Origin of the sequence: Spiroplasma endosymbiont of Sarcophaga carnaria (assembly GCF_964019595.1) — a bacterium.
GTDB classification, from domain to species: domain Bacteria; phylum Bacillota_I; class Bacilli_A; order Mycoplasmatales; family Mycoplasmataceae; genus Spiroplasma; species Spiroplasma poulsonii.
Genome location: NZ_OZ026456.1, coordinates 1,635,530 through 1,650,270, shown reverse-complemented (window position 1 = coordinate 1,650,270; position 14,741 = coordinate 1,635,530). Strand labels below are relative to the sequence as shown.

General features: G+C 27.8%; 16 protein-coding genes. 1 reads left to right on the top strand and 15 read right to left on the bottom strand.

Going from position 1 to position 14,741, the window contains the following annotated elements:
* The first annotated feature begins 50 nt into the window (after positions 1-50).
* A complete protein-coding gene (locus AACK91_RS09470; protein WP_338966183.1) occupies positions 51-374 on the top strand; it encodes a hypothetical protein in 324 nt (107 codons plus the stop codon).
* Positions 375-444: 70 nt separating this feature from the next.
* Here AACK91_RS09470 and AACK91_RS09465 read toward each other — a convergent pair whose 3' ends face one another.
* The 15 genes from AACK91_RS09465 to alaS form a co-directional block, all read right to left on the bottom strand.
* Complete coding sequence (locus tag AACK91_RS09465; RefSeq protein WP_338966180.1) at positions 445-579, bottom strand: hypothetical protein; 135 nt, start codon at positions 577-579, stop codon at positions 445-447.
* Positions 580-764: 185 nt separating this feature from the next.
* Positions 765-920 carry a hypothetical protein gene (locus AACK91_RS09460; protein ID WP_338966178.1) on the bottom strand — a complete coding sequence of 52 codons (156 nt, stop codon included), beginning with the start codon at positions 918-920 and terminating at the stop codon, positions 765-767.
* 180 nt (positions 921-1,100) lie between these two features.
* Complete coding sequence (locus AACK91_RS09455) at positions 1,101-1,262, bottom strand: hypothetical protein (RefSeq protein WP_338966176.1); 162 nt, start codon at positions 1,260-1,262, stop codon at positions 1,101-1,103.
* On the bottom strand, positions 1,262-1,810 hold the full coding sequence (locus AACK91_RS09450; RefSeq protein WP_338966173.1) for an ERF family protein: 549 nt from the start codon (positions 1,808-1,810) through the stop codon (positions 1,262-1,264). The genes AACK91_RS09455 and AACK91_RS09450 overlap by 1 nt, the downstream gene beginning before the upstream one ends.
* Before the next feature lie 50 nt (positions 1,811-1,860).
* Entirely contained in the window at positions 1,861-2,241 is a 381-nt protein-coding gene (locus AACK91_RS09445; protein WP_338966171.1) for a transcription antitermination factor NusB, read from the bottom strand.
* A 15-nt stretch (positions 2,242-2,256) separates the two neighbouring features.
* Positions 2,257-2,922 (bottom strand): hypothetical protein, encoded by a 666-nt coding sequence (locus tag AACK91_RS09440; RefSeq protein ID WP_338966168.1) that lies wholly within the window; start codon positions 2,920-2,922, stop codon positions 2,257-2,259.
* Between the two features lie 39 nt (positions 2,923-2,961).
* A complete protein-coding gene (locus AACK91_RS09435) occupies positions 2,962-3,414 on the bottom strand; it encodes a hypothetical protein (protein WP_338966165.1) in 453 nt (150 codons plus the stop codon).
* A gap of 82 nt (positions 3,415-3,496) precedes the next feature.
* Complete coding sequence (locus AACK91_RS09430; protein WP_338966162.1) at positions 3,497-5,134, bottom strand: hypothetical protein; 1,638 nt, start codon at positions 5,132-5,134, stop codon at positions 3,497-3,499.
* 148 nt (positions 5,135-5,282) lie between these two features.
* A complete protein-coding gene (locus AACK91_RS09425; protein WP_338966159.1) occupies positions 5,283-5,870 on the bottom strand; it encodes a hypothetical protein in 588 nt (195 codons plus the stop codon).
* Positions 5,871-6,273: 403 nt separating this feature from the next.
* Positions 6,274-7,941: a hypothetical protein gene (locus AACK91_RS09420; protein ID WP_338966156.1), complete on the bottom strand. Its 1,668-nt coding sequence runs from the start codon at positions 7,939-7,941 to the stop codon at positions 6,274-6,276.
* Positions 7,942-8,106: 165 nt separating this feature from the next.
* On the bottom strand, positions 8,107-9,069 hold the full coding sequence (locus tag AACK91_RS09415; protein ID WP_338964514.1) for an IS1/IS1595 family N-terminal zinc-binding domain-containing protein: 963 nt from the start codon (positions 9,067-9,069) through the stop codon (positions 8,107-8,109).
* Positions 9,070-9,258: 189 nt separating this feature from the next.
* A complete protein-coding gene (locus tag AACK91_RS09410) occupies positions 9,259-10,221 on the bottom strand; it encodes an IS1/IS1595 family N-terminal zinc-binding domain-containing protein (protein ID WP_338965530.1) in 963 nt (320 codons plus the stop codon).
* A gap of 166 nt (positions 10,222-10,387) precedes the next feature.
* A complete protein-coding gene (locus tag AACK91_RS09405; RefSeq protein WP_338963247.1) occupies positions 10,388-11,350 on the bottom strand; it encodes an IS1/IS1595 family N-terminal zinc-binding domain-containing protein in 963 nt (320 codons plus the stop codon).
* 150 nt (positions 11,351-11,500) lie between these two features.
* Entirely contained in the window at positions 11,501-11,920 is a 420-nt protein-coding gene (gene ruvX, locus AACK91_RS09400) for a Holliday junction resolvase RuvX (protein ID WP_338966153.1), read from the bottom strand.
* Positions 11,913-14,663 (bottom strand): alanine--tRNA ligase, encoded by a 2,751-nt coding sequence (gene alaS, locus AACK91_RS09395; RefSeq protein ID WP_338966150.1) that lies wholly within the window; start codon positions 14,661-14,663, stop codon positions 11,913-11,915. The genes ruvX and alaS overlap by 8 nt, the downstream gene beginning before the upstream one ends.
* Between the last annotated feature and the right edge of the window lie 78 nt (positions 14,664-14,741).

The following is a 14,741-nucleotide window of genomic DNA, read 5'->3' as shown; positions in this document are numbered from 1 at the left end:
ATAGTTTAATTTATAAATTATTTTGTTCTGAAAGGATAGATGGCCACTGTTTGAGTAAGGATAGGAAAGGAAATAAAGAAATGGAAATTAGTAATGAAATAGTAATTGCTTTACTTGTGTTAGCGGGTGCTGGTGGAATGGGTAGTCTTGGTATTCTTGGATTATCTGCTAAAAAAATTAAAAAATATAAAGCAGAAATTAGAGAATTAAGAACTGCTGTTATTGCCCACGAAAAACATTTACGAGGACCTGATTATGCAACAGAATTAGCATTAAAAACAGGTCAAATTAAAAATGTTAAAAAACAAGTTAAAGTAAACAACAAAAAACAAGCACAAAAAGATGCTATTAGACAACTAACAAATAGTATTTAAAAAATAACCAATTAAGGTTATTTTTTATTTGTTTTTAAGATAATTAAATTCTTTTCATCATATTTATTGATTAAATATTCTCAGTCTCAGGTTGAATTGTGATATCTACATCTTGTTTATCAATCCCAATTATATATTCACCACGAGGGTTTTTACAATGGCGATTACCTTGTTCAGATCGATAACATAAAATATATTTATTCATGTTTCTCATTGCCTTTATTGTGTGTTATATAAAAGTTAATAAGATATTCAATTCGTTGCGAATAAGTAAAGTTATTAAATTCATTTCAAACTTTTTCTTCATTTTTATTTAAGTAAATATTAACATTCCTAATTTTGCAAGAATAATACTTTCCTGTTTTTTGATTATATGAATGTTTCATAATATTAACTTTCATAATTAGCAATAATAATTGCATCTCGTAAATGATTACTTATTTTATCATTATTATATTTTCAACCTTTACCATATTGATAAGTTAAATTAGTATCTTTATCAAATTTTCATATACAACTATCATTATATTTACTTAAATTTTCCATATTTTTAACAACTGATTTAGTATGTTTAGGTGATACCCAATTATAACTAACTCAAGTATTTTCAATCGCACCCAGTAATCTTATTATGTAAAAAATAAAGGTGAACTTTTTCCAAAAGGATTAAATATTGAAGATTGTTTATATACATCTGCTAATGCTAGTAAAGATAGAGATGATTTATTAAGCTGAATATAAATATTCATCTATAAATTCATCAATAAATTTATAATGTTCTTTTCAATATTTACTAGTAAATTCATTTTGTTTAATTAATTTATTATTTTCATATATAACAATAGCAGTAGTACCAGTTCCTGATGGGTCAATACCTATTTTTATCATTATCTTAAAAATCTTTCTTTAAATTGATAATAAAAATCTTCGCTTTGTTTTCTAATTATAACTGGTGATAATTTTTCAACATTTAATTCTTCTTTTATTCAATTTTTACCTTTTGAAATAATATCTTGTTCTATTTTTGTATTTGTAATAAAATCTTTAATATTATTAAAATGCTCTTCCCTCATTCAATTTAGATTTAAATTATTAATTTGTTGCTTATTAGTTTCTTTAATAACTTGATTACTATTTTCTTTACTTATTTCAGTACTATCAGGGTCTAATTCATCAGTTGCTATACCAAATGTCTTACACAATCAATAACGAGCACCATAAGTTAAAGCACTACCAACTGCTTTTGCAATATCTGAATTTTGTGCTGATAAAATAATTCCTAATTCTAATTTTTCATCATTTTTATAAAGTGTTAATAATCCTTTTGAATAATAATTTACCATTTTATCATTATTAATAAATGTTGGTTCACCAACTGCTTGAATTGTATAAGTTATATGATGCTCTTTTAATTGTGGTTTTAAAGTTTGATACAAATCACTGTCTTACTTTTTTTTCGTTCTTTTTTGATAAATAAATAAAAACCCTAAATTTGATCTAGAATTGAATTGATATAACTAAAATCAGTATCTTCACTATAAAGTTTTAAAATTTCTAAACTTTCATCAATCACAATTGCTTTTGCTAAACCTTGATAATGAATTGCATAAACGCCATACACTAAAACAGCTTTATGATAATTACTTAGTCGTTCAAACTTTCATCCTGGTTTTAAATACTGATTAATAAGAGCAATAATTGTTGGTAAATTTTTCAAAATATTATAAATTTGTTCTGATTCAACATTAGTTGTTACAACTTGTGAAAAATCATAAGCCTCTTGTTTTGTTGTTAAAACATCATGTTTCAAAATAAAATGACGATATAACAAATTGATAATATTAATCCGTTCTTGGCGTTTTGACACGTGACATACTCCTTCTTAAATATAGTGATATAAACAAAATAAACTTCGTTTTTGTAACCGCGAATTATGACGATGACTATGAACGCCAAATAAATGATGTAACATTAAAATTGTTTCATCAGCTAAAAGATCGTTTGTTAAATCATCATTCTTTTCAATATGTTTTATTATATCACTTCAATGATATTGTTGTTGATTAATTATTTGAATATTATCATAACTTGTAGCATCTGTTAGTGTAAATGGTTCTTTGCTATTAACAACAACTAAATTAATGGTTGCTGTTCGTAAGAACTGTTTTACATTAATCATTTTCATCATCCGATTAATCATAAATTGTTGTGTAACAATTGGAGAAGTAATCAAAGTATTGTTTTGTTCTCATACCGAAGCAGCCATTGTTGTCTTAACTGGAGCAATTAATGCTTGCATTTTTAAAAAATAAAGATTTTTACGAGTTAAAATTAAGCGAGGAAAATAATATGTTATTTTACTAACATCATCATAAAAAGCAACATTTTTAAAATATCACATATAACTAACAGTTTTAACATACCGTTCAATAATTTTATCAAAATACCGATACTGTTCCAATTTTAATTCTTGTTTTCAATTTAACGCTGGTAATCCTAATTCCTGACGAATTTTTGTTAAATATTGTTGCTTCTTATGACTTAACATTATTTCCCTCCTTTCTCTTAAATTAAGTAAAAAAGAAACCTATGGTTTCTTACGATGTCAAAAATGACTAGTTCGTTTTTGATGTTGATAACGATATTGGATTTCATCTTCAGCAATTAACTGCTCAATTAAATAATCATTGTCTTTGCGCGTTAATGCTTCTTGATAATCAAAAGTTTTTTCATGAACACGAACATGAATACCATTAAGTAATAGTGGTGCTTTAATTTCTGCTAATTTTAAAAATCTAATTTCCTTTGGATATAAATATAATAATTTCCCATGTAATTTAACATTTCGTAATAATATAAAATCATTTTTAGTTTGGGAATTTGCCACATTGTCTTCAGTATAAACATTATAGCTAATAAAATGATTATAATCTTGTTCATTACCAGCAAAAAACATTTGATTTTTATGCATTCGATCAATACAAATAATTTTTCCATTATGCAAAAAATATAAATGTCCGGTTTTAATATCTCTTATCATTTCTCGTTACCTCCTGTTTCCTATTCTATCTCTCTTTTATTGCTAATTTTGGTTGATAGTTAACGAGTTGATAATTAATACGTTATTTTTTATCGCGTGCTTCTTGCATCAATTGTGCTTGCACTCGTAGCGATTCAATTAAAGCTTGGCGATTTTCTTTTACTTCTTCACGAATTCGTAACAATCGTTGAAATTCTTTTTGGCGTTTAATAAACTCTTCAATATTTCCTTTTGTGTTTTTATATTTAAGGACTTGTTTATCTAACAACTTGATTTCAGCATATTGCTTCTGGTTTAATAACATCACATGTTTTCGTAACAATGCTATTGATTTATTACGATTTTGTAAAATTTCCTCATTTAATTTTTCATCTTTTGTTTTAATTGTTCGTGATAAATTTATTGCTCGGTTAAAGTCAGCTAATTCCTGGGAAATTTGACGATTATAACCTTGTTCATATTGTTGGCGAACTTCCAACAAATACTGTAGCATTTTTTGTTCATAAACTAAACGTTGATCAACATTAGGTCGTTTCTTTTCATCATATTGATGATTATAATTTGTTGTTTTATAACGATCCTCATTTTCCAATTCTGCTTGCTCATTCGCAAAGGCCATTGTTGCATCTTGCCCTTTTTTGTTCTTTGCTTTTTGTGCTGCAGTTTCTTTTTTATTATTTTTTTGTTTTGTTTTCAAAACAAAGGTTGCTTTTAAGTGTTCTAATTGTGTTTGTTCTTCCACATTTAATTTATAAAAACGAGCCTTGTTTTCTAACCGTAAAATTAATCGTTCTTCCATTGATAATGGATCTTCAGCAGTCCGAATAATTTTAACTGGTGTTGGTTTTGGTGGTACAATATCTCTTGCCGCAAATTCATTTAAGTTAATTTCAACTTGATTTTGTTTGATTAAACGAACAAGAATTTCTTCATCCCCTTTTTCAATTTCAATTTTATCATCAGAATCAACAACAAAGTCAACAACTGATAACCCATTTCGTTTAATTTGCGAAATTTGTTGGGCTAAAATCGGACGTAAATCACGACTAATTGTTGTTATTTCTTCTGTTTCGTTCCGACGGATAATTGTTCTAGTTTCATCTGGTTCTGATCCTGTTGACCCTAATTTTGTTTTAACACGATCAACATCTAAACTATTCCAATTTGAGAAAGTATTAAACTCATCATTAATTAATTCACTGTCTTTTAACGGTGGTTTAATTAAATTAGTTGTTTTCAGAGGGGCATTTTTAGCAGACTTTTTTGTTCCATTCATAGTTTTATTAGTTCTTGGTTGATTTAATAGTGTTGAGATTAGAATGTCTTCCTGAACTGGCGGTTTCACTTTTGCTGCTGATTTTTTACTAGCTGCTTGTTTTGCTTTGTGATTGTTTAATCTTGCAAAAACTGGAATTTCTTTGTCAACACGATAACTATAATCAATAAATTTACTTTTATTTTTTTGTTCTTCTCAAGCATTATCTTTATCTTTTAAACGAATAACACCTTTCTTTTTAGTCCCAACTACCTCGGTTAAATATTTTTGTTTTAATGCTTGATACTCTGGGCTATTTTCATCTAACTGTCTTAATAAAATTTTAATTGTTGCTGGAGTTAGTTTTTTATCCATTAGTTCTGTTGCATCTCGTTCTGAATCAATAATGCTACCATAATCAGCACGAGTAACGACAACAGTATCTGTGTCTTTTTCTTTTGCCATTTTTTCTAGTCCTCTTTATTTACTTTCTAATTATTTTAATACATACATATATTATATAAAATTTTTGCAGTTTTTTAAATAGTTTTCGTAAAAAACCTTGCTTTTTTTATAAAAATATTTATAATATTATTTTATTATTTTTTAGACCCTATCACCGTGATTTTGGCCCTTTTTTGTAAATTAAACGGTACTTTTTTGGTTTTTTCATAGCAACTACTTGCTTAATTGGTTTTTCAATTTGGACAGGATGATATATTTCATATTCATTAGCTAATGCTTGTCCAATTTCACGCATTAGGATTGTGCCATAATTATCCTCTTCATAAGAAGGTCCTATTTTGTTATCTTTCTTAAAAAAGGATTTTGGAAAAGAATGCTTTGTTTCAACATCACTATTAAGCATTTTTTTATTTACTTTTGGTAACTTAACTGGTTTTGCTAATGTTGCTAAATATTCTTCTCGTTTTCGTAGTTCAATTAACCGTGCTTGTTGTAAGTCACGCAAAATTAATTCTTGTTGGTGGTGCAACTGTTGGGTTTGAACGTTTTGATTAACTTTTAATACTTGTAATAATTGTTGTTGTATTTCAGCATCCGCTTCTTGCGCTCAAAGTTCTTTTTCTTGCGCTCATTGCAGCGCAACATCTGGTCGTTTTTTAGGATCAATCCCACTTGAAGTAACAACTTCATCAAAATATTTTCGAATTAAGTCTGCTGTTGATAATGTTGCTTTCATTGTTATTCCCCACTTGTTTATTTCTTTTGCTGTTCCTTACCAGTTTTGTTTTCTCCTGAGTCAACTAAAAAACCATTAATAACCTTTTTTCCTTCTGCCAGATATTTATTAATTAAAATATGTGGTATTGGTTTTGGTTTAACTTTTTCGCTGACGTAGTTTTTTTTGATACCGTGTTTCTTTGCGAATATTTTTTTGAATTAACTTTTCTTTTATTAATCGTTCATGATTGTGTTCTACTTGTCGTCGTTCAATTTCACGAATTTCTCGTGGATGATAACCGGCATAAGTATATTGGTTTTCTGCTAAATTTATTGTTAAATCAGGTGTTTTAGTTGGATCAGCATAATTAATTTAAGACCCCAAAATAATTTATTCGACCATTCTTTTTGAGTATATAATGTTAAATCAATCAAGCTTGCTTTTCAATTATCCCTTTTTTTATTTTAGCATTATCTAACGTTTCTTCTGGTTTTATTATTGTAACATCTAATTTTTTGATTCTTTTTTCTTCATAACTATTACCAAATTTTAGTTTTTTTAAATTAGGTCGTTTTTTATGGTCAACTGTTGAAACATATTTATATTCAACTGGTCCTGAAGAAACAGGTGTTATCTTACTTGCAGTACTTTCCTTTGCTACTCCATTCATTTGTGGTTCTGCTCAGTTTCGATTACTTGGCGCTGAAAATGAAGCAATCACCGAATTTGGCATTACTTTCGCAGCAGCAAATTTTGGTGAAACCTTTGGTTTTGGTTTAGCAATTGATTTAACAAACAATGGTCTAATTTGATTAGTAATTGCTGTATCTAAATAAAGATCTGTTTTAAAAATTGGTTTTCGTTTCGGATCTTCAGTAATGAAATTTCGAATATATTTACCACCAATTTGTTTCTTTGTTTTTCCTAAACTACGCGCTAAACTTTCTTGAACCATTTGATTTCGTTTTTTAATAACATTTTCTGGATCAATCATAACTTTTTCTTCATTCTCGTCATCTTTTGGCGAAGTAATTTCTTTCATATATTGTTTTCATTCTGACGGATGAGAATCACGACGAGATAATAATTCTAATTGATTTTTATTTAAATTCATTTGGTCCTTAATTTCATCAAGAGAGCGTGGTTTAAGGTCACTATTTACGCGCGAATAATCTTCTTCAGGATGATAGACACCACGTGCTCGATTCAAGTACGGATGCACATCGCGATTTGTAACATCACGGCGGGCTAATAATTCAATTTGATTTGAATTTAAACCTCAACTTTTTGCATGTTCTTTAACTTGGTTATTAAAAGTTTTTAAGGTTTCACTTGCATCTTCATCAGCATTTACCCTAATCATTTCCTCGCGCTTACTTTGAAAACGACCATATTGTTCATTCCGTTGGCGAATTAAACGTTGTTGATTTGGATTTAATTTGCTAATTAAATCTTCAACTTCCTTTGGTGATGATTCCTCTGGTTTCGTTTCAACCGTTAAATTGTCCGTATCTGTTTCAAAAGTAGTACTCATTGTTTCATTTGGTCCTACTTGTTTGTGTTTTTGATCAGTTGCTAATACATTAATATTATTATTTAAAAAACTTTCGCGTGGGGCAGCTAATTCTGATTCAATTTCTGCTTGTGATTCTTGATATCCTCTCACCACGCGTGCTGGAAACAAATCTTCGGAACGATATAATTTTCGTTTTGCTAGCAGATCTAATTGTCCGGGATTTATTCCCATTCCCATATTACTTTTTTTACTTGCTGTAGTTTTTGTTTTTGACTTTGATAATTTTTTAGTTATTGTTTTTTTAAAGTTAACATTTTCTCCAAGAACTGCTTTAATAAATTTTTCGTACTCTTTTTCATAACGTTCATCTCAATCAACTGTACCAGTTGCATTTAATGTTTGATATTCGGTCATTAATTTTAAATATGGTTCTGATTTTTTTCAAGCTTTTGTTAAAGCTTTAATAACAGTCGCTTCGTTAACATTCATTTTTAAATTGTTATTAACTTCTTGTAGTTGTTTTGTTTCATTTAATTTTTTCTTAGTCATCATCTTAACCTCAATTTTATTCATATCCCTAAGTAAAATGCTTTCCATAAAATTATATCATTTTTTTCCTTTAATTTTGTCGAAAACTCCTTTAATTTTGTCGAAAACTCTTGATGAAATAAAAAAAATCATCAATATGACAATTTGAAAACTAATTTTGTGTAAGATTATGATTTTGCTTTAAATTTTTTAAACGTTAAAATATAATACCGTTGATTGTTGGTTTGGTGTTAAACCTTTGTGTTGGTATTTTCATTTTCAGAGCTTTAAATAATTTTGAATATTAGTGAAACCCAAACCATGATAATGAATTAAGGCTTCTTTAAGACTGGATTGTAATTTACTAATCTTATTTAACTTTTGATAACTAGTATCAGGGTTTGTACTAGTTTTGGTGGAATATAGAGTAGAATTTGTTTGTTTTGCTACTAATAAATATAGTGGTTGCATATCAGAAATAATTATTGATTTTTCTTTAATTAGTTGCTTATTCATATTTTCAATAATCCATTGTTTTTGTAATCTTTTGGTATTGGTGGATTGAACAAAAATATTATTATTGCTATCAACTGCCATTTGAATACAGCATTTGGTATCAGTTGAAAATGGATCGAGATGAGTTTTTCGTTTATCAAATTTATCTTTAAAATTGCCTTTATGAATTTCTTTAATAAATGTTTCATCCATTTGGATTTGACCATTTAATTTTTTAAATTTTAACTGTGTATTTTCTAATTGTTTTGATTGCATTAATTTTTGTCGATTATATCAAGCGGTTTTTGGGGTTGTTTTAATAAAACGAGAAATTATTTTACTAGATTGTCCTAACAATGAAATTTGAATTAATAAATTTCACTGTTCATAATTTAAATGACTTCAATAAGTAAAATGATGACGAAATGCATCAAAACTAGCACGACATTTTTTACATAAATATTTTTGTTTTCCTTCGGAATTATGACCATTTTTAACACAATGAAAAGATTTGCAATTAGGACATATAATGCCTTTATCTCTAAATTTTTGATCAATTTCATTTAAACGTTTTTGTTTTTTAATTAAGTCTGCTTGTTGTTTTATTTTTTCATAAAATTTTAAAAATTGATCATCTGTTAAGCTATTTATTAATTCTGTAATTATTTTTTTCATCATTTATTTACCTCCATATATTAAAAATATACCTAATTTTAGGTATATTTTATAAATATCAAGAGTTTTCGACAAAATTAAAGGAAAACTCTCTTTAATTTTGTCGAAAACTCTTGATGAAATAAAAAAAATCATCAATATGACAATTTGAAAACTAATTTTGTGTAAGATTATGATTTTGCTTTAAATTTTTTAAACGTTAAAATATAATACCGTTGATTGTTGGTTTGGTGTTAAACCTTTGTGTTGGTATTTTCATTTTCAGAGCTTTAAATAATTTTGAATATTAGTGAAACCCAAACCATGATAATGAATTAAGGCTTCTTTAAGACTGGATTGTAATTTACTAATCTTATTTAACTTTTGATAACTAGTATCAGGGTTTGTACTAGTTTTGGTGGAATATAGAGTAGAATTTGTTTGTTTTGCTACTAATAAATATAGTGGTTGCATATCAGAAATAATTATTGATTTTTCTTTAATTAGTTGCTTATTCATATTTTCAATAATCCATTGTTTTTGTAATCTTTTGGTATTGGTGGATTGAACAAAAATATTATTATTGCTATCAACTGCCATTTGAATACAGCATTTGGTATCAGTTGAAAATGGATCGAGATGAGTTTTTCGTTTATCAAATTTATCTTTAAAATTGCCTTTATGAATTTCTTTAATAAATGTTTCATCCATTTGGATTTGACCATTTAATTTTTTAAATTTTAACTGTGTATTTTCTAATTGTTTTGATTGCATTAATTTTTGTCGATTATATCAAGCGGTTTTTGGGGTTGTTTTAATAAAACGAGAAATTATTTTACTAGATTGTCCTAACAATGAAATTTGAATTAATAAATTTCACTGTTCATAATTTAAATGACTTCAATAAGTAAAATGATGACGAAATGCATCAAAACTAGCACGACATTTTTTACATAAATATTTTTGTTTTCCTTCGGAATTATGACCATTTTTAACACAATAAAAAGATTTGCAATTAGGACATATAATGCCTTTATCTCTAAATTTTTGATCAATTTCATTTAAACGTTTTTGTTTTTTAATTAAGTCTGCTTGTTGTTTTATTTTTTCATAAAATTCTAAAAATTGATCATCTGTTAAGCTATTTATTAATTCTGTAATTATTTTTTTCATCATTTATTTACCTCCATATATTAAAAATATACCTAATTTTAGGTATATTTTATAAATATCAAGAGTTTTCGACAAAATTAAAGAAAACTCTTGATGAAATAAAAAAAATCATCAATATGACAATTTGAAAACTAATTTTGTGTAAGATTATGATTTTGCTTTAAATTTTTTAAACGTTAAAATATAATACCGTTGATTGTTGGTTTGGTGTTAAACCTTTGTGTTGGTATTTTCATTTTCAGAGCTTTAAATAATTTTGAATATTAGTGAAACCCAAACCATGATAATGAATTAAGGCTTCTTTAAGACTGGATTGTAATTTACTAATCTTATTTAACTTTTGATAACTAGTATCAGGGTTTGTACTAGTTTTGGTGGAATATAGAGTAGAATTTGTTTGTTTTGCTACTAATAAATATAGTGGTTGCATATCAGAAATAATTATTGATTTTTCTTTAATTAGTTGCTTATTCATATTTTCAATAATCCATTGTTTTTGTAATCTTTTGGTATTGGTGGATTGAACAAAAATATTATTATTGCTATCAACTGCCATTTGAATACAGCATTTGGTATCAGTTGAAAATGGATCGAGATGAGTTTTTCGTTTATCAAATTTATCTTTAAAATTGCCTTTATGAATTTCTTTAATAAATGTTTCATCCATTTGGATTTGACCATTTAATTTTTTAAATTTTAACTGTGTATTTTCTAATTGTTTTGATTGCATTAATTTTTGTCGATTATATCAAGCGGTTTTTGGGGTTGTTTTAATAAAACGAGAAATTATTTTACTAGATTGTCCTAACAATGAAATTTGAATTAATAAATTTCACTGTTCATAATTTAAATGACTTCAATAAGTAAAATGATGACGAAATGCATCAAAACTAGCACGACATTTTTTACATAAATATTTTTGTTTTCCTTCGGAATTATGACCATTTTTAACACAATGAAAAGATTTGCAATTAGGACATATAATGCCTTTATCTCTAAATTTTTGATCAATTTCATTTAAACGTTTTTGTTTTTTAATTAAGTCTGCTTGTTGTTTTATTTTTTCATAAAATTCTAAAAATTGATCATCTGTTAAGCTATTTATTAATTCTGTAATTATTTTTTTCATCATTTATTTACCTCTATATATTAAAAATATACCTAATTTTAGGTATATTTTATAAATATCAAGAGTTTTCGACAAAATTAAAGTTTTTTTCTTGCTTTTCCTATCGATACTTGTATAATAATTAATTAAAAAAAATAAAAGAGGGTTGCTCTTTTATTTTTGTTGAAGAAATGTTTCTAAAATTAATTGTGCTGCTAAACTATCTTTTTTACTTTTCCGTTTTTGTCGCGATAAATTAGCTTCTAACATAATTTGGTGTGCTTGTCTGGTTGTCAACCGTTCATCAACTAAGTGAATTACAATTACAGGACTTAGCATTGGTTTTAATAATGCAATAAAATCATCAACCATCATTGCCCGTGGTCCAATCGTATTATTCATATTTTTGGGATAACCAATAACAAGATCACTAACCTTTTCATTTGCAATTAATGTTGCTAAATATTGTGCTGCATTTAAAAAATTGTGATCAGGAAACTGATAAACCCCATAACTTGTCGCAATCATCCAGTGACTTGTCGCAAGCCCCAACGTTTTAGTTCCGAGATCAACTCCTAAATAATATTTAGCCATGTTTTTGTAAAAACGCAAGGGGGTCTGCTAGTAATTTTGTAATAATAGTTTTATTTTTAAATCCAGTTTGAGCAACACTATTGTTTCCGCCCCCTTTACCATCAAGTAAGGGGTTTAATTGTTGAATAATACGATTAGCTTGATAACGATTATGTAAAGCATCACTAACCCCAATAACTAATTTTTGTTGGGTTGAATCAGTCATATCAACAAAGAAAATTAAAATATTAGAATACCGTGTTTTATAATCATCAATTAATACTTTTAAAGCATTAACATCAACCTTTGTTGAAAATTGATAAGTTAAAACTTGAATCCCGTTGTTTTCTTGTACTGGTAAGGCATGATATTGTTTCACAAAATCCCGAATAATAGCATTATCATATTGTTTTTGTCAATGCTTAAAACACTCTTTAAATTGATTTACTAATTGTTTTAATAATTTTCAATTCTGTTTTGAAACAGTTAAATTACTAATTTGGTCTCAAATTTGTTCTAACTGTTGATCAGTTAAAACCAATTTCCCTTGATTATATTTCTCAAAGTAATTAACTGCTTCAGTTTTTTCTTTTAGAAACTGCTCATTTAAATAACTAGCAATTGTTTTATTTGATGTAATAGCATGAATCCGAAATGTTCCTGCTCCTTTTGATTCAATTCCCGTTACTAATAAATCTTCGACATCTTGTGAATTAGCAACATGGGTTCCCCCACAAAGTTCACATGAATAAGTTCCAAATTTAATAATTCGCACTTCTTCATCATACTTTTCAGTAAAAAAAGCTAGTGCTTGATGAACGTCTAGTGCTGTTTGCATATCAGTATAAATTACTTCACAAGGAATTGCTGCGCGAATCGCTTTTACAACTGATGCTTCAACAGCCATAATTTCGGCAGTAGTAATTGGCTGATTATGTGTAATATCAATTCGTAATCGTTCATCATCATTATAAGACCCCGTTTGCATAACATGCGTTCCTAAAACTTCTCGTAATGCTGCATGAATTAAATGTGTTCCGGAATGATTTTTACGAGTATAAAATCGACGGTCACTATCAATTGAAGCATTTACTAAATCCTCTTTTTTTAATGTTCCTTCCACTTTAACATAATGTAAGTGTTGTTTATTTGGTCCTTGTTGAACATCTAAAACATAAGCTGTATTATTATCCTTTAAGATTAAACCATGATCAGCAGCTTGCCCACCCTTTTCAGCATAAAAAGGTGTTTCTGCTAAAATAAGATATCCCGTTGTATTTGTTAATTCAGAAACTGTGTGATCATTTGCGAACATAAAAACAATTGCTGTATTATTAACTTGTTCATGTTCATAACCAACAAATTTGCTAACAACATCTAATTGCGTAAAAAGTTCACTTTGCAACTGAATTGCTTTAATATCTTTCCGATTAGTTCGTGAAATTTCTTTGGCATTTGCTAATAATTCTTCAAAACCAATTCGATCAACTTTTATTCCCGCTTCGCGTGCTTCTTCTTCAATTAATTCAATTGGAAAACCATAACTTTCAAATAAGCGAAAAGCATGTTCTTTGGAAATTAGGCCATACTTTGCTTTAACTTCATTAAATAATTTGTTTCCTTGTTCTAATGTTTTTAAAAATTTATTTTCTTCATCTAATACCGCTTGTTCAATAATTGATTGTTTTTCAATTAAATAAATATAATATTCACTCATAATCTGAATTACGGTTTGCACTAATTGGGATAAAAATGGTTGTTCTAACCCTAATTTTTTACCATATAAACTAGCGCGACGAATTAACCGACGAATAACATACCCACGATCCTTGTTTCCTGGAAACGCCCCATCTGCAATCGCAAATGTTACTGCTCGTAAATGATCAGCAATTACTTTAAAAGCAGTATTAATTTTAATTTGCTGTGCATCATTGGTAAACAATGCCGTTTGATCATAATGATATTTCCCCTGCACTAATTTTTCAACTGCTTTAATAATTGGCATAAATAAATCGGTTTCAAAATTAGTTGGTGTTTCTTGAATAATAGAAGTAATTCGTTCCAACCCAGCACCAGTATCAATGTTTTTACGTGGTAAATCGGTATAAGTTCCATCCCCATTATTATTGTATTGAGAAAAAACAATATTTCAAACCTCTAAATAGCGATCATTTTCTAAGTCGTCTTGTAATAACTTGATTCCCATATGTTCAGAATCATATTTTTCACCACGATCATAAAAGATTTCGGTATTTGGTCCACATGGTCCTTCCCCAATTTCTCAGAAGTTAGTATCTTTACCCCCCTTAATAATTCGTTCGGGACTTAACCCAATCACATTATGTCAAACATCATATGCCTCCTGGTCATCTTTATAAACAGTAACATATAATTTGGCGGGATCAAATCCAATTCATTTTTTATCAGTTAAAAATTCTCAAGCATAAACAATTGCTTCCTTTTTAAAATAATCACCAATTGAAAAATTACCTAACATTTCAAATAAAGTATGGTGACGAGCTGTATGTCCCACATTCTCAATATCGTTTGTGCGAATTGATTTTTGGGAATTTGTTAACCGTGGGGCTGGTGGTGTTTTGCGACCATCAAAATATGGTTTTAATGTTGCCACCCCCGAATTAATTCATAATAATGATGGATCATCAACGGGAATTAACGATACTGATGGCAATTCGTAATGATTTTTACTTCGAAAAAAATCTAACCACATTTTTCGAATTGCATTTGCTGTAAGTTTTGTCATCCTAACTTTCCCTTCTTTTTAATAATTAATCAATAGAATTATAGCATACCAAAACAAAAAAACTTCTTTATTTCAAAG